Origin of the sequence: Psychrobacter sp. AOP7-B1-25, assembly GCF_052376195.1 — a bacterium.
GTDB lineage: Bacteria > Pseudomonadota > Gammaproteobacteria > Pseudomonadales > Moraxellaceae > Psychrobacter.
This window is the reverse complement of sequence record NZ_JBQSVK010000002.1, coordinates 139,739-160,920: the sequence shown is the minus strand read 5'-3', so window position 1 is coordinate 160,920 and position 21,182 is coordinate 139,739. Positions and strand designations below refer to the sequence as shown.

Below are 21,182 nucleotides of genomic sequence, written 5' to 3'. Positions count from 1 at the left end.
TTGATATCCTCTCTTCTTGTCTGATTATGCATCACGCATATTAAGACAGTAGTGATGATAAAAATGTATTTCTACGCGCCCTTTGTCATAAATAACAAAGTGCTTAAGACTTCCCTGCGTCGGTACTAACCGCATCAGGTTCGGCGGGTGATCTCTCAGCGAATGTATCAAGCCGACTACTTTAATAAAGCAAGTTTAATAAAGTGAGCCAAAAATACACCGCACCCCGAGTCTGTCAGTGTTGTAAATCAGCCTTCATACTAACAAAATTCTGTACCAACGGCTAATGGTATTTGGATACAAATATTCTGTGTCAAACACACGGTTCAATATTTTCGTGAATAATTTTTTTGATGTTAATAGGTGAGGGTGCTTAGTATTACTAGGCTGTAGACAAATTGTTCAAATATTATGTAAAACGAATGAAGGATTCTAGAAGTTGTCATTAAAGTGTCATAAAGATTTGGCAAGATAACACGCATATCACAAGCAATGCTTTTTTATACCGTTGTTAAACTTCAGGAGTCTTACATGCGTTATTCGTTATTAGCAGTGGCCGTCAGTTGTACATTAATGCTTACGGCGTGTAATCAGTCAACAGATACGACAGAGCCAACTGCTGACACTAGCAGTAGCGCTGTGACAACAGCTGAAACAACCTCTCAAACAGCATCTTCTGCTACGTCAGATTTTAAATCTGCTGAAAATATTGCTATGAATATTACAGGTGCAGGTGCGTCGTTCCCGCAGCCTATCTACGCGAAATGGTCATATGACTACAATGCTGCGACCGGCGGCCAAGTTAACTATCAGTCGATTGGTTCATCTGGTGGTATCAAACAAATTCAATCAAAAACAGTAGATTTTGGTGCTTCTGATGCACCAATGACGCCTGAAGAGTTAAACGAAGCAGGTTTGATTCAGTTCCCAACAGTCATCGGTGGTGTGGTACCAATCGTCAATATTGATGGCGTTGAGCCAGGTGCACTAAAGCTAGATGGTACAACGTTGGCCGATATCTATTTGGGTAAAATTAGTAACTGGAATGACCCTGCTATTCAAGCCATGAACCCAGACTTGACCTTGCCAGACGCAGCAATCACAACGGTTTTCCGCTCAGATGGTTCAGGTACGACTTTCAACTTCACTGATTATCTTGCCAAGGTTTCACCAGACTGGAAGGACACCGTTGGCGTTGATAAAACCGTCAAATGGCCGACCTCTGCTACTGGTGCAGGTGGTAAAGGCAATGAAGGTGTTTCAAGCTACGTAAACCGCATGAAAAACTCTATCGGCTATGTTGAGTATGCTTACGCTAAGCAAAACAAAATGTCACATACTGCGCTAGAAAATGCAGCTGGCAACATCGTACAGCCATCTGCTGAGACATTTGCTGCGGCAGGTGATATTGACTGGTCACAACAAGAAGGCTTCTATAAGGTCATCACCAACTCTGAGACTGACCAAGCATGGCCAATCGCTGCTGCGACCTTTATCTTGGTACATAAGCAACCAGAAAATCCTCAGCAAGTCGCTGGCGTGTTGAACTTCTTTGACTGGGCTTATAGCCAAGGTGATGATGATGCTATGGCATTAGACTACGTACCATTTTCTGACACGGCAGTAGCCTTGTTCAAAGAGAAGTGGAATGAAGTCCAAGGTAGTGATGGACAACCTGTCTACAAGCCAGCTCAGTAATTTGTTTCTGCTAAATACTATTTAGCATCCGACAAGTTACCCTCTCGAATAACTATTCTCCGGTAGTTGTTTGAGAGGTTTTAACACAGCAAATTTGTTGAATACATCTCGATAGATATGTTTACTCATACCGTTTAAGTTTGTTGTGTTAAAACCTGAGATACATCTTTTTGATATTTCGATTCATCCCATTCAATGCTGAGACACTTATGACAGACTTAAGGTCCCAACTGGCTAAACAAAAACGTTATGACGCTTTATTTGTGAATTCTACCAAAGCGTTTGCCATACTCGTCCTTCTATCTCTAGGGGGGATTTTGGTGTCTCTAATTATTGGAGCATGGCCGAGTATTCAAGAGTTTGGTTTGGGATTTTATACCAGTAATAATTGGGACACGGTTGCCAATGAATACGGTGCATTAGCACCTATTTACGGTACCTTAATTACCTCATTTATCGCCATTGTTATTGCTGTGCCAGTCAGTTTCGGTATTGCTATATTTTTAACCGAGATGTGTCCTAAGTTCCTTAAAAAGCCCCTTGGTATCGCCATTGAGTTATTGGCTGGTATCCCATCTATCATCTATGGCATGTGGGGATTGTTCGTGTTTGCGCCATTCTTTGGTGATCACATTCAGCCATGGTTCATTGAGCATATCGGCCCTTTACCTATTGTCGGTAAGCTATTTGCGGGTGCGCCTATGGGACTGGGCATGTTTACCGCATCCCTAGTGCTTGCCATTATGATCATACCGTTCATCGCTGCCACCATGCGCGATGTTTTCTCTGTTGTACCAGATTTACTTAAAGAGTCAGCATATGGTATGGGTGCGACGACTTGGGAAGTCATGTTCAAAATTATCCTGCCTTATACCAAAGCTGGTGTCGTTGGCGGTGTGATTTTGGGACTTGGTCGTGCATTGGGTGAGACGATGGCAGTTACTTTCTTGATTGGTAATGCGTTTAATATCAGTCCAAGCCTATTTACTTCTGGTGTGACGATTACCTCGGCCTTGGCCAATGAATTTGCTGAAGCGTCGAGTGAGTTACATCTGGCATCTTTATTACATTTGGGCTTAATCTTATTTGTCATCACCTTCATCGTGCTGTCTTTAGCAAAACTGATGCTCATGCGCATGGATCACAAAGCAGGTAACCGATAAGTCTGTCACTGATTTATTGAACCTTGATAGATACTGATAAAAGATATGGGAAATAAACATTATGCCTGCTAACAATGCGATCAATGCACCACTACCAACTAAGCCAAACGGCGCTACCCGCTACAACCAAAGTCTTTATAACAAGCGTCGCTTGACCAACAAGTTAGGTTTAGGCTTTGCGATGTCGGCGATGATTTTTGGCTTGTTTTGGTTGTCATGGATCTTGGTGACTTTGTTTGTCGAAGGCTTTCAGGGCATGGTACAGCTACCAATTTTTACTGCTGATACGCCGCCGCCTATGAGTGCTGGTGGTTTACGCAATGCGATTGTCGGCTCAGTCATGCTCGCATTTTCAGGTTTGTTTATCGGTGCACCGATTGGCCTTATGACCGGTATCTATTTATCTGAATTTTCTAAAGGCAGTATGCTTGGCAAGGTAACTCGTTTTTTAAATGATATTTTGCTATCAGCACCATCGATTGTGATTGGTCTATTTATCTATGCACTGATGGTAAAAGGTCAAAGTTTCTCTGGTTGGGCAGGCGCGTTGGCATTGGCATTGATTGTCATCCCTGTCGTCGTACGTACGACAGAAAACATGCTGAACTTAGTACCAAATAGCTTACGCGAAGCCGCTTATGCACTAGGTACTCCTAAATGGAAGCTGGTCACGCAAGTCACTATAAAAGCGGCTAGAGCTGGATTGACCACAGGGGTATTACTGGCCTTTGCTCGTATTACTGGTGAGACCGCACCGTTACTGTTCACGGCGCTTAATAACCAATATTTCAGTACAGACATGGGTCAGCCTATTGCCAACTTACCCAACACCATTTACCAGTTTGCGATGAGTCCTTATGATAACTGGCATATGCTGGCTTGGGCAGCAGCATTACTTATCACAGCGTCTGTTTTAGTATTAAATATTTTAGCAAGATTTATCGGTGGTAGAGGTCAGCCCAGATAAAGTCTGGTAGCAAACCGTAGTACCCTAAGTATTTACTTATATTTATATGAAATTAATTGAGCTAGGTTGGATAAATTATGAATGATGTCGCAAGTAAAAAACGCACTAAAAGCACGGTTGATACATTCAATACGACAACTGGCAATTTATTGAATCGAGCCATGTCTACGAGCACGCAAGCACAACAGCCAAATGCCAATGATTTTAATAAACAAACCGTTCATGACATCCCTAAAGACATGCCTGCGGCAAAAATGGAAGTTCGAGATCTAAACTTCTATTACGATGACTTTCAGGCATTAAAAAATATTAATATCGATATTGCCGATAAAAAAGTGACCGCTTTTATTGGACCTTCAGGTTGTGGTAAGTCTACGTTATTACGTACTTTTAACCGTATGTATGATCTATATCCTGGTATGCGTGCAGAAGGCAGTATAAATCTAGATGGCAAAAACATCTTGGGTAAAGACATTGATGTGAACTTGCTACGTGCACAAGTTGGTATGGTTTTTCAGAAACCAACGCCATTTCCGATGTCAATTTATGACAATGTCGCCTTTGGTGTACGACTGTATGAAAAACTAAGCAAGGCCGAGCTGGATCATCGCGTAGAGTGGGCACTGAAAAAATCAGCACTATGGCCAGAAGTGAAAGACAAGCTAAAAGCATCAGGACTGTCGTTATCAGGTGGCCAGCAGCAACGTCTGTGTATCGCACGTAGCGTCGCGACCAAGCCTGAAGTGCTGTTGCTTGATGAGCCGACATCAGCACTAGATCCTATCTCAACTGGTGCTATCGAAGATTTGATCGAAGATCTGAAAAACGACTACACCATTGCTATTGTCACTCACAATATGCAGCAAGCCGCACGCGTATCTGACTACACGGTGTATATGTATTTGGGTGATATGATTGAGATGGGTGAGACCGATCAGATATTTACCAAACCTACCCAAACCGCGACGGAAGACTATATTACAGGTCGTTATGGCTAACGTTGATTGAGATTGAAATCGGTAAGCAGACAAAGCTGACCAGCATGTCATGAGCCGACTTTCTAAATTCACAAGCACATCGCGCTATTAAAACATGTATTTCAGGGAATACCTCTCATGCAAAGTGATAAGCATATCTCTAAAAGTTTTGACCAAGATCTTGATGAAGCCATTCGTTTATTTTTATACATGGGTGATAGTGCTGCCAACCAAGTGGCCAAAGCTATTCACGCTCTTATCGATAAAGACGAAACTCTAGCACAAGAGGTCATCGATATGGACTTCGATATCAATCGAATGGAGGTCGAACTCGACGAGCATATTTTACTATTGGTAGCCAAACGCCAGCCAACTGCCAGTGATTTGCGCTTAGTCATGTCAATCAGTAAAGGTGTGGTTGATTTGGAACGTATCGGCGATGAAGCGGTAAAAATAGCGCGAATGGCTAGTAAAATAGCGGCAGAAGGCAAGTCAGCATATGGTTACGCGGAAGTTCAGCATTTGAGCAATCAAGTTCGCCTGATGCTCAACAACGCATTAGAAGCCTTTAGCCAATCGAATGCTGAACAAGCATTTGAGGTCATGCGCAATGATAGTGTGGTCAATAACGAATACCAATCTGCTATTCGTGCTTTAATGACGTATATCATGGAAGACTCCAGACAAGTCTCAAAAGTCATCAATATCATGTGGATTCTGCGCTCGCTTGAGCGTATCGGTGACCATGCACAAAATGTCGCAGAGCTAGTGATCAACTATATCAGTGGGCAAGATGTGCGTCATTCAGACTATGCCATGGTCGAAAAAGCGGTACAGGAAGCCAATGATCGCTTGGCTGCTCGTCAAGTTGGCACACTGTCAGCCAGTGAGCTTGAAACGTCAGATAGTGATGAAGGCTGATAGGAAGTACTATACTTTTTACCTTATAATAAAAAAGCGCGCTATAGTAAGCGCGTTTTTTTATAATTACTAAATGTGATTGCCAAAAAGCGCGTAAATACTAGCTTTCTGGTGTCCAGCCTTGTGCGCGCTCATAGTCTTCATTGTCCAAGAATTTATCACGCTGCTCTGTTAAAAACTTTTTGGCAGCAGGATCCATCATGCTTAGATGATTCTCATTGATAAGCATCGTTTGATGCTCAAGCCATTCTTTCCACGCCTTTTCAGATACGGTCTCTTGCAGCTCTTGACCTTTTTTATTAGGGAAGGGTGGATGCGGCATCTTTGGTAAATCTTGCTTATATTTACGACAAAACACAGTATTTGCTTGAGGGTTAAAAGTCTCAGTCATAAGGCATTCCTTATTCATTATATTAAGTGGTTAAATCAAATATCATATGAGTCTATGATAACGGTCTTGGTAGATTTAGCAAAGGGTACTAATGTATATCGTTAAGCCTCTATCCATTTGTCATAAAGTATTTGGTGACTGATATATGGCAAATACTATCTACGTTTAAAGTTTTTATCTAGGTTGTCAAAGTTGGTGAAATTTTGAAAACGACATTGGCTAAACCAATAGAAGTCATAAAGCAAATCAAAACACCCGCATAAATAGCGGGTGTTAAATGTATATTGGCAAGTTAGATCTTATTAAAAAGTACTGATTAGGCAAAGGCTTTTAAGCGAGCACGGCCATTGACTACTGCTTGCTTGACTTGGTTTGGCGCAGTGCCACCCAAATGGTCACGAGCTGCTAATGAGCCTTCTAGCGTTAGATAATCAAAGACATCCTCACCGATGGCATCGCTAAATTGCTGTAGCTGTGCCAATGACAAATCACTTAGATCAACACCCTCTTTGATGCCTAAAGCAACAGCGTTACCAACGACTTCATGAGCGTCACGGAATGCCACGCCTTGACGTACTAAGTAATCTGCCAAGTCAGTCGCAGTCGCATAACCTTTCATCGTAGCGGCACGCATACTTTCCTTGTTTGGCGTAATATTTGGTAGCATATCAGCAAACGCTAATAGCGAACCTGTCAACGTATCAACGCAATCAAACAAAGGCTCTTTGTCTTCTTGGTTGTCTTTGTTATAGGCGAGTGGCTGGCTTTTCATCAAGCTAAGCAAGGTCGTCAGCTGACCAAAGACACGTGCTGTTTTACCGCGTACCAACTCAGGTACATCAGGATTTTTCTTTTGTGGCATGATTGATGAGCCAGTACAGAAGCGATCTGGTATCTGCACAAAATTAAATTGTGCTGACATCCAAAGAATAATCTCTTCGCTCATGCGTGACATATGCATCATCAGGATAGAAGCCGCTGAAGTGAACTCAATCGCAAAGTCACGGTCTGAAACGGCATCGAGTGAGTTTTGACAGATACCTTCAAAACCTAGCAATTCAGCAGTAATGGTACGATCGATTGGGAAAGTTGTACCAGCAAGCGCTGCGCTACCAAGTGGCATCTGATTGATACGGCGACGTGCATCGACAAGACGCTCAGTATCGCGATACAACATCTCAAACCATGCCATCACATGATGGCCAAAGCTGACCGGCTGTGCGGTTTGCAAATGGGTAAAGCCTGGCATAATGGTATCGGTATGCTGCTCGGCCAAATCAAGTAAGCCACTTTGCAGACGTACCAATAACTCAATAATATTATCAGTCTCTTCGCGCAACCATAGGCGAATGTCTGTGGCTACCTGATCGTTACGGCTACGACCAGTGTGTAGCTTTTTACCAACGGCGCCTATAATGTCAGTCAAACGTGACTCGACATTCATGTGCACGTCTTCAAGGGCGATCGACCAGTTAAACTCACCTGCTTCAATCTCGCGCAATACTTGCTGAAGGCCATCGATAATGGTGGCAACTTCATCAGCAGTTAAAATGTCACATTCTTTTAGCATCGTTGCATGCGCAATGGATCCCTGAATATCGTGACGGGCAAAGCGTTGATCAAAGCCTACAGAGGCAGTAAATGCGGCAACAAAGCTATCTGTCGCTTCGCTAAAGCGTCCGCCCCACATTTGTTGGCCTTGGCTACTAGCAGGCGCAGTCTGCGTTGTGGTACTTGTTATAGGAACATCTGTGCTAAAATCAGAGTCAGATGAACTTTTACTTGATTCAGGATTACTAGGTTTTGAAGAATTGGCGTTCATATCGGTACAAGACAAGTCAAAAGAATAAGAACTCGAGTATAGCAAATGATGAGGTTGCCTTACTAGCTACACGCTTAGAGTTTTTTATTCCTAAACTCATGGAAATCATGAGGCCTTGGCAGTGGCTGACATATATCTTTTTTTGGTCCTTGTTCCTAACGGTAATGGAGCGCCATAGCTTAGCCACTTGGTCAGACTTCATGATTCAGTTTGTACGTAGTTTCATTCAAAACGCTCTAACAGTTATTCCCTCACTGTATTTAGTTGACTACCTACGCCCTGCATTTAAAAATGCCAGTATTCTTAGCGTAAGTATGCGGATTGTACTGTTACTGATGTTTGCTGCTGCAGTTTCGATGGCGTTAGTCACATTATCTATGATTAATTTCGGTTGGCTAGCATATGATAGTCGCACGTTTGTATTGAATATCGTGCTCAATACAGTGTTGTCTGGCGGTTTTACGACTGTATTCTTATTATATTTTTTGCGTAGCTACCGTGAGCTCAATGCACTTAAGCTGTCCTTTGAATATAAATTGACTGCGCAAAATGATCTAATAAAAGCCCGTACGGCCCCGCACTTTTTCTTTAATACTATCAACACACTCGTATCTCTGATTGAATCGAACCCGCCAAAAGCCGCTATCTTATTACAGCACGTCTCTGCATTGTTCCGTGCTAGTTTTAGTGGTACACGCGAGATTAGTTTTGAAGAAGAGATTAGCCTTTGTGAGCATTATTTGGCGATTGAATCCAGTCGACTAGCAGACAAGCTCGAAGTCAATTGGACGTTACCTGATGAAGATATCATGTATGACATGGTTATCACTGCGCTAACACTACAGAGTGTGCTAGAGAAAATACTGCTCAATGTGGTAGAGATGACCACAGAAACTATCTGTATCAATATCGAAGTCACATGGGAACAACACCGAGTTAAAATTATGATTGATGTTGCGCTTCCCAAAAAGACATTAATTATCAATCATGATTTGCGCCAGCATATGAATTTCTATATTCAAGCTGATCGTTTGCGTGCCCATTTTGGTCAAAGTGCTGACATTCAAAGCTCGGTAGCCAGCACTCAAATTATCACCATCATCGACTATCCTCTACAAGACGTCGGTTTATAACTTACTGTTCTTTATTAGCTTTCTCCATTCTTTTACCTTTCAAAAGCCTATATGGCATACTTATTGCATCACTATGTATAGACGTCATAATTTATGCTTGATAAATAATGATTACGAATAAGTAATATCATAACTACCGTGAAACACAATTACACCATATAAAATCTACCGATAGCAGGAGTATATTGTCCGCTATAAAAACTGGTAGCTTTCGTCAGAATTTTATTAAATAATTTAGATTTTATATCCTAAGTGATTGATAATGAGTGCTAATATAGCCGTAATATTATTACATAAAATATTAAGTATGTCCTTGGATGGGAGTTTGCATGCGTATCGTAGTTTGTGATGATGAGCCCCTAGCGCGTGAGCGCTTGGTGAGAATTGTACAGGAGTCAGGCCATGAGGTAGTTGCTCAGGCCACAACAGGTGCAGAAGCCATCGTCGCTGTAAAAACCCAGCAGCCAGATATTATATTATTAGATATTCGAATGCCTGAAATGGACGGCGTGCGCTGTGCTCAAGAACTTGCCAAACTTGAGCATCCACCAGCCCACCAGCGATTATATTTGTGACGGCATACGACCATTATGCGATCGCAGCGTTAAAAGCCAATGCAATTGGCTATTTATTAAAGCCTGCAAATAAAGATGAGCTATTAGAGGCATTAAATAAAGCAAAGAGTCTGAACGCTGCTCAATTGAATGAAATTCGCAAGCTTGAAGATCCGACAGCACGTCCGATACGTGAGCATATTGCTGCTCGTACACATCGTGGTGTTGAGTTGATTAAGCTAAAAGATATCTATTATTTTGCAGCAGATCAAAAATACGTCAAAGTGCGTCACAAAGACGGCATGGTATTGATTGATGAGACGTTAAAAGAGCTAGAGCAGGAGTTTGATGATCGCCTGTTTCGAGTACATCGAAACGCCATTATCAATCTAAGTTATTTGGATTTCTTAGAAACTCTAGACGCAGGCCAGTATCAGATACGTTTCAAAGGTATTGATGAGACGCTAGCGGTAAGCCGTCGTCACTTACCTGCCTTACGTGATAAAATCCAAAGCATGTAATAGGCTATCCTGATAGCGACCAATCATTCCATATCATCAAACCCTTATTTATGCTTAAATAGGGGTATTTTTTTGCGTCAGCATCTACTATTAATCATTTGAGTTAGCTATTCTTGGGCAAATTTGTCCTATCGAGCAATATCGATTTTGATCAGTATAAATATGAACAGTACTGACATTGGGACAATAGCCATTATAGTATGAGTATCGAACTTATTGAGGCCTTTTATGAGCAATCTACAGCAACCTGTTTTGACTACTTTAAACATCGCTACACGTCAAAGTCCTTTAGCCTTATGGCAGGCCGAGCATATTCGCGATCGTTTATTGGCGTTGTATCCCAATCTGACGATTAATTTACTAAAAATTGTCACTAAGGGTGACAAGATTTTGGACACGCCTTTGGCCAAAATCGGTGGTAAAGGATTGTTTGTAAAAGAGCTTGAGCAAGCGCTGTATGACAAGCAAGCCGATATTGCAGTGCACTCGCTAAAAGATGTACCGATGCAGCTTCCCGAAGGCCTCACATTAGGCGTCTACTGTAAACGCGCCTCACCAACAGATGCCTTTGTCTCAAACACTTATAATAGTATTGATGAGCTACCACAAGGTGCAGTCGTTGGGACATCAAGTTTACGTCGTCAATGCCAGATCAAAGCCTATCGTCCTGACCTGCAGATCAAAACATTGCGCGGCAATGTCGGCACTCGTTTGGGCAAGCTAGATGCTGGTGAATACGATGCCATTATTCTGGCAACTAGCGGCTTGCAGCGTATTGAGCTGGACGAAAGAGTACGCGGTGAGCTAGATATCGCAGCTTGCTTGCCTGCAGTTGGACAAGGTGCCTTAGCAATCGAATGCCGTGAAGGTGATGAAGAAGTCCTCAAATTACTTGCACCACTCAATGATGATAAAGCCCGTATTCGACTTATCGCTGAGCGTGCTCTGAACCGTCATTTAGAGGGCGGCTGCCAAGTACCGATCGCCGCTTATGCAGTTCTGCAGACGGCAGAAGAAACCAGTGTTAATAATGATAACAATGGTGATAACGGCAATAACGACAGCGGGAATGTGCTATGGCTACGCGGTCGAGTGGGTCAGGCCGATGGTAGCGAGCTATTGAAAGCGGACAAACGAGTTACGTTGTTTGGGACACAAAATGAGCAAGAGGCTCAAGCCAATCAACTGGGTATCGATGTTGCAGAAATGCTACTTGCCGATGGTGCAGGCGCTATTTTGTCAGCGATCTATCAGCCTGAGTAGTAAAAGTACAGTCGCTATTTGGATTAACCGTAAGATAGGCTGATCTAAGCATCAGCCATTTTTATATACTTAAGCCTTTTTCATTCGTTTTTGTCATGGTATATCGATGTCATCAGTGCCAACTCAATCTGCATACACAACTTCTCATAAGAATTATTCTAATGAGAAGTCAAAAGTCATGCCGAAAATTGTCATCAATACTCGCCCAGTAGAGCGAGCATCACCGTTGACGCAGCATTTGCAAGCGGCAGGATTGACAGTGGTTGAGCTGCCAATGTTGACGCTACGACCACGTCCAACAACTGATCTAGATATTGCATTAATGCGTCAGTGGTTGGCGGGGGAGTACAAAGCGCTTGTTATCGTCAGTCCAACTGCAGCGACTTCGGGGCTAGCCGCTTGGCAGTCACTTGACCATGAAAAGCGTAAATACAAAGCGAAAGATAGTAATGGCAAATATGTGCAGAGATTGTCAGAAGGTTTGTCACTACCTAGTCCTCTGGTTGCGGTTGGTGAAGCAACAGCGGCAGAGTTTAGTCAGGTAAATATAGATACAACAGATTATCAAATACTTCAGCCTGAGACGGCCAATAACGAAGGCATGCTAGCAATGCCTGAAATCGATAGCTTACAAGCAGGCGATAAATTGCTAATCTGGCGCGGACTTGGTGGACGGCGATTATTGGTTGATACATTGCAGGCGCGCGGTGTACATATTGATAGTATTGCTTGGTACGAGCGTACGATGCCTATCGATGCAAAGGCTCAATATAAGCAGTGGCAGCGAACGTATCTGACTCATCATACTACGTTAGATACCGCTCTATCACAGCAGACAAAGCCCATTGTCGTAATCAGTAGTGCCGCAGCTTTTGAGCATTGGTCAAATATCGTTGATGGCAAACAGTCAAAAACAGTGGAAAAAGAGCAAATTGCTGATGAAGCGGTTGATACAGCACAGCGTCTACCGCTTACGTTGAAAGACTTTTCTTACGTTGTACTGGGTGAACGTTTGGCCGGTATGGTTGCAGCACAGCAGTTAAGTTACTGGCGAGTAGAAGATTTATCGCCAGACACGATTCTCTCAGCCATCAATTCTGAAATATAATATCTTAAACCTCTTATTTGCTGTAAATATGTTTATCTATACCAATGACGGTACTGTCTTATGTCAATGAATTCTGAGTCCTTATCTAAGGATCCTTCTACTGTTCAGCAGCGCCGGCAGGCAAATATTTTGCTGCTACGGATACAATGGTTAATTATCTTAGTGCTGATCGCTGCTTTGTTGTGGCTATATATTAGCCAACAGCGCTTCCAACATAGTGTCAATGATCGTTTGCAGAGTAATGAGCAAGTAATTAGTCGACTAAACGAAATGGATGATCGTCTATTTGCCATGAGTCAGCAGACGCTGCCAGAGCCTAGAGTTAAAGCCAGTAGCCAAGCTCAAAATCAGTTAGACCTATTGCGTATACAAATTAAAGCTGCTGATAGGCTATTGGTAGATAGTAATGACAGTGCAGCGATTGAGTTATTGCGAGGTCTGCATTGGCAGTTGTCGCAAAGTAGTAATGAGATTGCGCCTGCGTTAACCATCGTTATTAAGCAAAGTTTGCTTAAAGATATTGAGCGTCTGCAAGCACAAAGCTCACAGCCAAGTCCTTGGCAAATACAAAATCTTGCGATTCAAAATATTCAGGAGTTTTTACACAGTCATGAGCGTCTGGACAGTTATGAAGGCACCGACTTACAGCGTCGAGAGCTGGTAGATGCAGCTACTGAGAATAAACAGCAGCTAAAATTAAGCGATTCTACTGATACCTCAGCGACTAGCGACACAAATTTAACGCGTCGGCAGCTCACTATCCATGAAGTCATTATGACATTGAATTTAGCAAGCCAAGCGAGCAATATGCGTAAGCAAGACCAACTTGTCAGCTACTTAACGCAAGCACGCAAACAATTGAAAACGTTGGTGCTTAAGGCATCAGTTAGCGACAATAAAAAGTCAGCACAAGCTGGTGCGATTGGAATTGTACAAGCTGATGAAAAACCAGTTGATGGTGAAAAAAATCTTGAGACAATGAACGCACCGAGTGACATACCAGAAGTAATTGTATGGCTAAATCAGTTGATTGCTCATGCTCCAAAACCAACGCCATTATTGACGACAGAAATCTTAGACAAGCCTCAACGCTAACGAAAGCTAGTCACAATAGCTAATACAGAAAATATAAAACGTAAGGTAAGCAATGACCCATTCTAATGAAAGCTCAACATCTATATCTGATACAGTAAACGAACACCGCCCTGAATCATTAGCTCATTATCCTGTTATCCATCATCAGCCGATACAGTGGGGCGAGATGGATGCCTTCAATCACCTGAATAATGTGGTTTACTATCGTTACGCTGAGTCAGCACGCATAAGTTATTTGCAAGCGCTAGGTATGTTTGACGGCAGTATGGTCACTGTTTTAGCCCAGTCAAGTTGTCAGTATTTACGTCCAGTCACTTATCCTGATAGGTTGTTATTAGGGGTTCGTTGTAAGCGTTTAGGCAATACGAGTATGGCGATGGAGTATAGTTATTATAGTACTGCGCAAGAGACCGTTGTTGCTACAGCAGAAGCCGTGGTAGTACGTCTTGATAATGATGGAAAAAGTAAGTTGCCGTGGACGGCAGCAGAGCGTCAACAGCTGCTAGCACTAGAAGCTGAGTTTGGCCATATACCTGAGCTTTAGGTTAGTTTCTATATAAATCGCTTGTTCATTTCTTCAAAAAAGCTATTTTGAATTAAAAGTCGAAAACAAAGAAAGGCACGCTAATATGATGTTAGCGTGCCTTTTTTAAAACTCATTATTCAGCTAGTTTCGTCAGCAGTTTTTAGTCTTGCTGCGGTGCATGAACAAAATCAACCACGTTTAGATCAAAACCTGACAATGCAAAAAACTTCATTGGTGATGATAGCAAGCGCATATCACGGACACCTAAATGGCGTAAGATTTGTGCACCCACACCCACGCTACGATATGGCTGTTGCGTGATGGTTGATTGCGATTCATTGTCCGTGGCTTTATCCAAAGCATCTCCCAAATCAACAGGCTGGTTGCTACCAATCCATACCAATACACCGCGATCTGAGGCACTAATTTCTTCTAGTGCTGATTGCACACTCCAGCCACTACGACCAGTCATATCATTTTTAGCGGCAAATAAGTCGCGCAATGGATGGAAGCCGTGTACACGTACGGTACTGACGCCTTCGCTCACATCACCTTTTACCAAGGCTAAATGTGTTTCTTCCGCACCAAACTCACGGAAGCGATGTAGTGTAAAAGTGCCATGTTCGGTTTCAAAAGGACGTGACTCGACTTCTTCTACCGTTTGTTCGTTTGCAATACGGTAGTTGATAAGGTCAGCAATCGTACCTATTTTGATATCATGCTCTTTTGCAAATACTTCAAGATCGTCACGGCGTGCCATGGTGCCATCTGCATTAATAATTTCTACAATCACTGCTGCAGGCTCTAAACCTGCCAAACGTGCTAAGTCGCAACCTGCTTCTGTGTGGCCTGCACGGTGTAGAACGCCACCATTTTGTGCCATGATTGGAAAAATATGTCCAGGCTGGACAATGTCTTCAGGCTTTGCGGACGAAGATACTGCCGCTTGAATAGTACGTGCGCGATCAGCCGCAGAAATACCCGTGGTAACGCCTTCAGCTGCTTCGATAGAGACAGTAAAGTTGGTACTAAACTTTGCTTCGTTACGATCTGACATTAGCGGCAGTGCCAATTGCTGACAACGCGCTTGTGATAAGGTCAAACAAACCAAGCCGCGTGCATGAGTAATCATAAAGTTAATATCATCAGGGCGCACATGCGTCGCTGCCATGATGATATCGCCTTCGTTTTCGCGGTCTTCATCATCCATCAAGATGACCATTTTTCCAGCACGAATGTCTTCGATAATCTCAGGAATTGCATTTAAACTCATAGTAAATCTCAATGTTTTATTATTTATAAATAGGCGTAATTCGGAATCTAGGGTTCTATCTGCTTATTGTAGCAGTAGATAATACAAAGCGCTGTTACGGTCAAGCAAAGCGCGCCATAAGCAATAACAGTTGATATAAAAGTGACTCACTTTATTGCTTGTATAGTTCATTATGAGGTCATTTTAACGCTTTTCAGCGCAACGTGCTGCGCCATCTTCCCACTATATCGTTCAGTCTGTCAAAAATAGTCATAAATATTATCAATGAACATTAAAACTGACCACAAATCTATGTGCTATCTTTTTTATTGATCTATATCACAGTTAATCATTACTGGCTGCTTGGCTCTTTAGCCACTGTATAAATTGTTTACTGTGCTGCTCGCGCTGATTATCTGCAAACTCATAGAAGCTGGTACCAACCAAATTATCTGGCAAGTAGCTTTGAGGATAGTAATGGTTAGGATAATCGTGCGGATAAGCATAACCCTGACCGTAGCCTTGACTACGCATCAATTTGGTCACGCCATTGCGCAGATGTAACGGTACAGGTGAAGCGTCTTTTTCGGCCAACGCCATTGCTGCATTGATCGCTTTGTAAGTGCTATTACTTTTGGCGCTGGTCGCTAGATATACTACAACTTGTCCTAAAATTATACGCGCTTCTGGCATACCGATGGATTGCACGCTCCGTAATGCTGCGTCAGCTAAGAGCAAGGCATTAGGGTTGGCGTTACCGATATCTTCACTGGCCAAAATAACTAAACGCCGCGCAATAAAATCAGCAGGCTCACCGCCTACGAGCATACGCGCCATCCAATACAATGCTGCATCAGGGTCTGAACCACGGACTGACTTTATCATCGCTGAGACGATATCGTAATGTTGCTCACCGTTTTTGTCATATCTTACCAAAGCAGTCTGTGCCACTCGGCTAACCAATTCATCATCAATAATCACTGGCGACTGCTTGGCGTCAGCCGTTTGAATCGCTAACTCTAATAAGTTCAGCGCTTTTCGTGCATCACCATGAGCCAATTGACTGATGGTATCTTTTGCTTGTAAATCGACGGTTAATTTATTGAGTATATTGTCTTCTGAGAGCGCTCGTTGCAGCACAGTGCCTATCTGCTCAGGTGTTAACGGCTCTAAACGATATACTTGGCAACGTGACAGCAGAGCATTGTTGACGCTAAATGATGGGTTCTCCGTGGTGGCGCCAATCAAAGTAATATCGCCAGATTCTACGGCACCTAATAGTGCATCCTGCTGTGCTTTATTGAAGCGATGAATCTCATCAATGAAAACCACAGGTGACTCAAATGCTAATGAGTCCTTATTATCTAGGACTTCACGCAGCTGTTTAACGCCAGTATTTAATGCAGAAAGCGCATGAAAAGGTCGATTGACCGCATCGGCTAATAGCATCGCAATGGTTGTTTTGCCAATACCTGCTTCACCATGAAGAATGATAGATGGTAAATGCCCTTGCTCTACCAAACGCCTTAGCGGTGCGCCAGCTGCTAACAAGTGCTCTTGACCAATAATATCAGTAAGAGAAGTAGGGCGCATACGCTGAGCAAGTGGGGTATCGGCATGGAAGTTAGGTGGCATAAGACTCTCTATCGAAAAATGAAAAAGCTATCTACTGGCTATGATGGTAGCAATGGCAAGGCTTTTATCGCTAAATCCAGATAACATCCTACTACGCTACCTTTGTCATTTTCATTGAACTTCGATACTCATATGTATTTGGCATGATTTTCGCAGCAGTTTAACGATAGCAATGAATATTAGACATCAATAGTAGAAGTAGGCTAATTTATAAGCATGGTACTTGTTATAAATCATACACGCTAGGCTAGCGCAAAAATATGTTAATGAAAGCTAACTAAGCGTATAGCTTGTGTCCTGAATACTTTAGTTTTCATCATTTACCTATATTAATGGCTCTATCGTACTGATTTGGAAAGTTAGCCAATCGTAACTATTAACGGTTAGAAATAGCCTATCAGATATGAGGTATTACATTAACGATGTTTGAACCAACTTTTAAACGCTTATTTAATCGTTATCTACGTAGTGATATAGGGAAGCAACAGACCCGCTATTTAACAGTTGGCGAGATAGCATTGGCAAAATCGGTATTTGGTAACAATATCAAACTCGATGAAGTACAGTTAAAGACAGCGTGGTGGGTGTTAAAACATTATGCAGTCAGCCCCAATGGAAATATTTACTTTAATTCAGTCGATTGGACTGTCGATTTTAGTAAAACCCCACTGAGCAAACAAAGCTGGATTATACATGAGTTAACGCACGTATGGCAGTTGCAGCAAGGCTTAAAAGTTGTGCGCGGTGCTCTTATTAATCGAAAATATGACTACGTGTTAGAAACAGGTAAGTCATTTTTTAAATACGGTATTGAACAACAGGCACGCATGGTACAAGACTATTTTTTACGTCGTCAACGTGAACAGAATTGCCAAGAGTGGGAGGCTTGTATCCCATTTTTGATAGTACAGCCTATTGTTAAGGCGACAAATACGGATAATCCATCAGTCACTTGATTATCCAAGTTGAGCATAGTGTCTGCTGTGATAAACCATAACCGCAATATAAAACGATTAAAATATAGGTCAGTTAAATAAATATGTTGGACGATTTAACAGCTAACTGTGACGCTAAAAATCAAAGAATAATAAACCGCCATTGTAATCTACCCTTTAATAATTTGCTTTACCAAAGGATATGCACTCTCATGTTTAAATTTTTATCAGTAAAGCCTAACGTCGATACTCGCTATCCACCGACGCTGCTTGTAGCCGCACTGTCAGGAGTATTGTTTTTGACAGGCTGTCAGCAGTCTGAGACACCGCCTGTACCTGATGACAGTCAAACCAGTGAACAAACAAGCGTAGAAGACACTAAGCCCATGCCAAAAAGCGACTCAGCTGCTGCACGTATAGAACAGTTTCAGCCAATATATGTCACACAAGCGCAGAGCTTACAGAGACGTTTGCAAGCAGAGTATGAATCATTGCAAGCGGCAGACGCGTCAGATAGTGAAGAGCTTTTATTATCGAATACTCCTGATGATAACAGTCAAAGTACAGATGTTAACAACAAAATGTCAGCCGATGACACTTCGCCTATCGCAAGTACTGCTGCTAGCAGTTCTGAAGCGGGAGCGTTATCGGGTAATCCAGCAGATGAAACGACAGACAATAATACGAATGTAGATGCAGAGGTTAATGCTAATACCAGCACTGAAGTCGGTGAGCGTGATTTAACGGTATTAAAACGCATCAGTCTTGAACCGCGTAAACCTGTTATGTTGACCGAAGCGCAAATCATAGAACGCTATCAGCAGACGATGGATGCTTTGTATCAACCGGTGACAACACCGCTTAGCGCAGAGGATTCTGATACGTTAATCAATATGGCGACATTGGTTCCGCAGCTATTTGAGCACGCAGAGATTGCTGGCAGAGTAAGTGCAAAAAGTCCAGCGCTGGCTCGTCTAATCATTCAGCATCAGGTATGGGAGCAAATAGAAGCCCAGCAGGTAATTGATATGCAGCAAATGAAGCAGAAGCAGCAACAAGAGTTTGAAGCGCTGATGTCCAAATTCAATGAAACCATCGAAGGATATGATGAACAGATTGCCAAATATGAGCAGACGTTAGAAGAGTTTCAGTAACTGACGGTATTTTTACGAACTGATTTATTTACTCACTTTTTATAAAGTAGTCAGTATTGAATAAAGAGAATTAAGAGAATAAAAAATCCCGCACGATGGCGGGATTTTTTTAGATAAAAATTATTTTTGCTTACTTGCGATCTTCAACTTTCACAAAATCGCGACGTGTTTCGCCAGTGTATAACTGACGTGGGCGACCGATTTTGAACGGAGCACTATGCATCTCTAACCAATGGCTGATCCAACCTGAAGTACGAGCCAATGCAAAGATTACGGTAAACATTGATGTTGGGATACCAATGGCTTTCAAGATGATACCAGAGTAAAAATCAACGTTTGGATATAGGTTACGCTCGATGAAGAACGGATCTTCTAGAGCGATTTTTTCTAGTGCCATTGCCAATTCAAGCTTAGGATCGTTGATACCTAGTGCTTCTAGGACTTCATCACAAGTCTCTTTCATTACTTGAGCGCGTGGATCGAAGTTTTTATAAACACGGTGACCAAAGCCCATTAGCTTCACCTCACGGCTCTTCACTTTTTCCATGAACTCAGGCACGTTCTCAACGGTACCGATTTCGTCTAACATCTCAAGAACAGCTTCGTTCGCGCCGCCATGTGATGGTCCCCAAAGGGCTGCGATACCAGCAGCGATACATGCATAAGGGTTTGCACCAGTAGAACCAGCTAAACGTACCGTTGATGTAGAAGCGTTTTGCTCATGGTCAGCGTGCAATGTAAAGATTTTGTCCATTGCGCGAGTGATAACGTCATTTTTCTCATAGTCTACGTCAGCAGGCGTTGCAAACATCATGTATAAGAAGTTTTCTGCGTAGTTGAAGTCGTTACGCGGATACATGAACGGTTCGCCTTGTGAGTATTTATAACTCATCGCAGCAAGCGTAGGCATCTTAGCAATCAGGCGAATAGCGGTGATTTCACGATGTTCTTCATTGCTCACGTCTAGGTCTTCATGATAGAACGCTGATAAGGCACCCACGACACCAACCATAATAGCCATTGGATGCGCGTCACGGCGAAAGCCTTCAAAGAACTTACGTAGTTGGTCATGAACAGCAGTATGCTTGCGGATTTTTTCAAAAAAGTCTGCTTTTTGCTCAGCAGTAGGTAGGTCACCATGTAGAAGTGCATAAGCGACTTCTAGGTATTCAGCGTTGTTTGCTAGCTCATCGATAGGGTAGCCGCGGTGTAACAACTCACCTTTGCCACCATCAATATAAGTAATTTTTGATTCAACAGGAGCAGTTACCTTAAAACCAGGATCATAAGACCAAAATCCTGAGTCTTGTAAAGCAGCAATGTCGATAACTGGGCGGCCTAAAGTACCTTTAATAATAGGAAGTCCGTATTCTTCACCATTGACGGTTAGTTTGGCATTAGTATCAGCCATAAATTGCTCTCCATTGATTTGACTTGTTAGAATAAATTACTACAGACGCATACCCTCGCGTCATTGTCGATTGAATGGTAAAAGTGCATTCAACTCATTTAGTACGCAGGGTATATTAGCAGCAATTCTTAATGATTTGAAAAAACTTTTATAGACAACGTGTCCAATTGGCGTGGTGTGGCGGTGGTTGTTCGCTGTAATTTTTGTATCAAAATATGTCTATCGGGTTATTTTACTTAAATTTCCTCTCTTATTGACAAAGTTTATAGCAGTATTTTTAAGCTGATATTTTAGATTTTTGAATATATTTTAAGGACAAAAGTCATAAATAATGACACCAAAAACTGGCAGACCATACCTAGTAAACGGATTAGAGTTTGTCATAATAATAACTATTGAAACCAGTGTTATCTTTACTCATTCATTTATTGATTAAATATGTATATATTCTTACTGAATGGATAAATTTGTAATTATTGCTCAGGCATTTTATAATTGTAGGAATTAACTGGCACTGGCTTTGCGCAAATTAATAAATGACCATGATATAGTGTCGCTCAGAGCGTCTTCTATTTATGCTTATTTTATGATTGTCTGGTGTTACGATAGACCAAACCGCATTCTATGGTTTGAATTTACTTCTTAACCAATCTTTT

17 protein-coding genes, 1 pseudogene and 1 riboswitch are annotated in these 21,182 nt (G+C 42.2%); of the genes and pseudogenes, 13 read left to right on the top strand and 5 right to left on the bottom strand.

The features are described from left to right. Positions 1-94: 94 nt before the first annotated feature. Positions 95-239, bottom strand: a riboswitch (TPP riboswitch). 292 nt (positions 240-531) lie between these two features. From pstS to phoU, 5 genes are all read left to right on the top strand, one after another. Then, positions 532-1,698, top strand: a complete 1,167-nt coding sequence (gene pstS / locus ACT3QR_RS03310; protein ID WP_444519973.1) for a phosphate ABC transporter substrate-binding protein PstS — start codon at positions 532-534, stop codon at positions 1,696-1,698. Positions 1,699-1,907: 209 nt separating this feature from the next. After that, positions 1,908-2,861 (top strand): phosphate ABC transporter permease subunit PstC, encoded by a 954-nt coding sequence (gene pstC / locus ACT3QR_RS03305; protein ID WP_444519972.1) that lies wholly within the window; start codon positions 1,908-1,910, stop codon positions 2,859-2,861. 61 nt (positions 2,862-2,922) lie between these two features. Then, the gene (gene pstA / locus ACT3QR_RS03300) at positions 2,923-3,828 is read left to right on the top strand and encodes a phosphate ABC transporter permease PstA (protein WP_444519971.1); all 906 of its coding nucleotides are present in this window, start codon (positions 2,923-2,925) and stop codon (positions 3,826-3,828) included. 77 nt (positions 3,829-3,905) lie between these two features. Further along, positions 3,906-4,826, top strand: coding sequence for a phosphate ABC transporter ATP-binding protein PstB (pstB, locus tag ACT3QR_RS03295; protein ID WP_444519970.1), 921 nt, complete (start codon positions 3,906-3,908; stop codon positions 4,824-4,826). A 117-nt stretch (positions 4,827-4,943) separates the two neighbouring features. Then, positions 4,944-5,726, top strand: a complete 783-nt coding sequence (gene phoU / locus ACT3QR_RS03290; RefSeq protein WP_444519969.1) for a phosphate signaling complex protein PhoU — start codon at positions 4,944-4,946, stop codon at positions 5,724-5,726. 100 nt (positions 5,727-5,826) lie between these two features. Here the strand turns inward: phoU and ACT3QR_RS03285 are convergent, their stop codons facing one another. Both ACT3QR_RS03285 and argH read right to left on the bottom strand, forming a co-directional pair. Beyond that, positions 5,827-6,117 carry an oxidative damage protection protein gene (locus ACT3QR_RS03285; protein WP_057757820.1) on the bottom strand — a complete coding sequence of 97 codons (291 nt, stop codon included), beginning with the start codon at positions 6,115-6,117 and terminating at the stop codon, positions 5,827-5,829. Between the two features lie 316 nt (positions 6,118-6,433). Continuing rightward, the gene (gene argH, locus ACT3QR_RS03280) at positions 6,434-7,807 is read right to left on the bottom strand and encodes an argininosuccinate lyase (RefSeq protein WP_444520102.1); all 1,374 of its coding nucleotides are present in this window, start codon (positions 7,805-7,807) and stop codon (positions 6,434-6,436) included. Positions 7,808-8,046: 239 nt separating this feature from the next. On the opposite strand from argH, the gene ACT3QR_RS03275 reads away from it, so the two are divergent. From ACT3QR_RS03275 to ACT3QR_RS03250, 6 genes and pseudogenes are all read left to right on the top strand, one after another. Then, entirely contained in the window at positions 8,047-9,072 is a 1,026-nt protein-coding gene (locus tag ACT3QR_RS03275) for a histidine kinase (RefSeq protein WP_444519968.1), read from the top strand. Between the two features lie 329 nt (positions 9,073-9,401). Further along, positions 9,402-10,147, top strand: a pseudogene (locus ACT3QR_RS03270) (LytR/AlgR family response regulator transcription factor). A gap of 228 nt (positions 10,148-10,375) precedes the next feature. Continuing rightward, positions 10,376-11,410 carry a hydroxymethylbilane synthase gene (gene hemC, locus ACT3QR_RS03265; RefSeq protein WP_444519967.1) on the top strand — a complete coding sequence of 345 codons (1,035 nt, stop codon included), beginning with the start codon at positions 10,376-10,378 and terminating at the stop codon, positions 11,408-11,410. A 106-nt stretch (positions 11,411-11,516) separates the two neighbouring features. After that, a complete protein-coding gene (locus ACT3QR_RS03260) occupies positions 11,517-12,518 on the top strand; it encodes a uroporphyrinogen-III synthase (RefSeq protein WP_444519966.1) in 1,002 nt (333 codons plus the stop codon). Positions 12,519-12,578: 60 nt separating this feature from the next. Beyond that, the gene (locus ACT3QR_RS03255) at positions 12,579-13,613 is read left to right on the top strand and encodes a hypothetical protein (RefSeq protein WP_444519965.1); all 1,035 of its coding nucleotides are present in this window, start codon (positions 12,579-12,581) and stop codon (positions 13,611-13,613) included. 52 nt (positions 13,614-13,665) lie between these two features. Continuing rightward, positions 13,666-14,157, top strand: a complete 492-nt coding sequence (locus ACT3QR_RS03250) for an acyl-CoA thioesterase (RefSeq protein WP_444519964.1) — start codon at positions 13,666-13,668, stop codon at positions 14,155-14,157. Between the two features lie 142 nt (positions 14,158-14,299). Here ACT3QR_RS03250 and ribBA read toward each other — a convergent pair whose 3' ends face one another. Together ribBA and ACT3QR_RS03240 are read right to left on the bottom strand one after the other, a co-directional pair. Continuing rightward, a complete protein-coding gene (gene ribBA / locus ACT3QR_RS03245) occupies positions 14,300-15,412 on the bottom strand; it encodes a bifunctional 3,4-dihydroxy-2-butanone-4-phosphate synthase/GTP cyclohydrolase II (RefSeq protein ID WP_444519963.1) in 1,113 nt (370 codons plus the stop codon). Positions 15,413-15,736: 324 nt separating this feature from the next. After that, entirely contained in the window at positions 15,737-17,026 is a 1,290-nt protein-coding gene (locus ACT3QR_RS03240) for a replication-associated recombination protein A (protein WP_444519962.1), read from the bottom strand. 422 nt (positions 17,027-17,448) lie between these two features. On the opposite strand from ACT3QR_RS03240, the gene ACT3QR_RS03235 reads away from it, so the two are divergent. Together ACT3QR_RS03235 and ACT3QR_RS03230 are read left to right on the top strand one after the other, a co-directional pair. After that, the gene (locus tag ACT3QR_RS03235; RefSeq protein WP_444519961.1) at positions 17,449-17,982 is read left to right on the top strand and encodes a type IV secretion protein Rhs; all 534 of its coding nucleotides are present in this window, start codon (positions 17,449-17,451) and stop codon (positions 17,980-17,982) included. A gap of 191 nt (positions 17,983-18,173) precedes the next feature. Continuing rightward, a complete protein-coding gene (locus tag ACT3QR_RS03230; RefSeq protein ID WP_444519960.1) occupies positions 18,174-19,115 on the top strand; it encodes a hypothetical protein in 942 nt (313 codons plus the stop codon). 130 nt (positions 19,116-19,245) lie between these two features. Here ACT3QR_RS03230 and gltA read toward each other — a convergent pair whose 3' ends face one another. Continuing rightward, positions 19,246-20,526 (bottom strand): citrate synthase, encoded by a 1,281-nt coding sequence (gene gltA / locus ACT3QR_RS03225; protein WP_444519959.1) that lies wholly within the window; start codon positions 20,524-20,526, stop codon positions 19,246-19,248. Between the last annotated feature and the right edge of the window lie 656 nt (positions 20,527-21,182).

Coding starts and splice junctions, on each gene's coding strand:
- pstS (WP_444519973.1), top strand. CDS start 532: ATGCGTTATTCGTTATTAGCAGTGGCCGTCAGTTGTACATTAATGCTT.
- pstC (WP_444519972.1), top strand. CDS start 1,908: ATGACAGACTTAAGGTCCCAACTGGCTAAACAAAAACGTTATGACGCT.
- pstA (WP_444519971.1), top strand. CDS start 2,923: ATGCCTGCTAACAATGCGATCAATGCACCACTACCAACTAAGCCAAAC.
- pstB (WP_444519970.1), top strand. CDS start 3,906: ATGAATGATGTCGCAAGTAAAAAACGCACTAAAAGCACGGTTGATACA.
- phoU (WP_444519969.1), top strand. CDS start 4,944: ATGCAAAGTGATAAGCATATCTCTAAAAGTTTTGACCAAGATCTTGAT.
- ACT3QR_RS03285 (WP_057757820.1), bottom strand. CDS start 6,117: ATGACTGAGACTTTTAACCCTCAAGCAAATACTGTGTTTTGTCGTAAA.
- argH (WP_444520102.1), bottom strand. CDS start 7,807: ATGTGGGGCGGACGCTTTAGCGAAGCGACAGATAGCTTTGTTGCCGCA.
- ACT3QR_RS03275 (WP_444519968.1), top strand. CDS start 8,047: ATGAGGCCTTGGCAGTGGCTGACATATATCTTTTTTTGGTCCTTGTTC.
- hemC (WP_444519967.1), top strand. CDS start 10,376: ATGAGCAATCTACAGCAACCTGTTTTGACTACTTTAAACATCGCTACA.
- ACT3QR_RS03260 (WP_444519966.1), top strand. CDS start 11,517: ATGTCATCAGTGCCAACTCAATCTGCATACACAACTTCTCATAAGAAT.
- ACT3QR_RS03255 (WP_444519965.1), top strand. CDS start 12,579: ATGTCAATGAATTCTGAGTCCTTATCTAAGGATCCTTCTACTGTTCAG.
- ACT3QR_RS03250 (WP_444519964.1), top strand. CDS start 13,666: ATGACCCATTCTAATGAAAGCTCAACATCTATATCTGATACAGTAAAC.
- ribBA (WP_444519963.1), bottom strand. CDS start 15,412: ATGAGTTTAAATGCAATTCCTGAGATTATCGAAGACATTCGTGCTGGA.
- ACT3QR_RS03240 (WP_444519962.1), bottom strand. CDS start 17,026: ATGCCACCTAACTTCCATGCCGATACCCCACTTGCTCAGCGTATGCGC.
- ACT3QR_RS03235 (WP_444519961.1), top strand. CDS start 17,449: ATGTTTGAACCAACTTTTAAACGCTTATTTAATCGTTATCTACGTAGT.
- ACT3QR_RS03230 (WP_444519960.1), top strand. CDS start 18,174: ATGTTTAAATTTTTATCAGTAAAGCCTAACGTCGATACTCGCTATCCA.
- gltA (WP_444519959.1), bottom strand. CDS start 20,526: ATGGCTGATACTAATGCCAAACTAACCGTCAATGGTGAAGAATACGGA.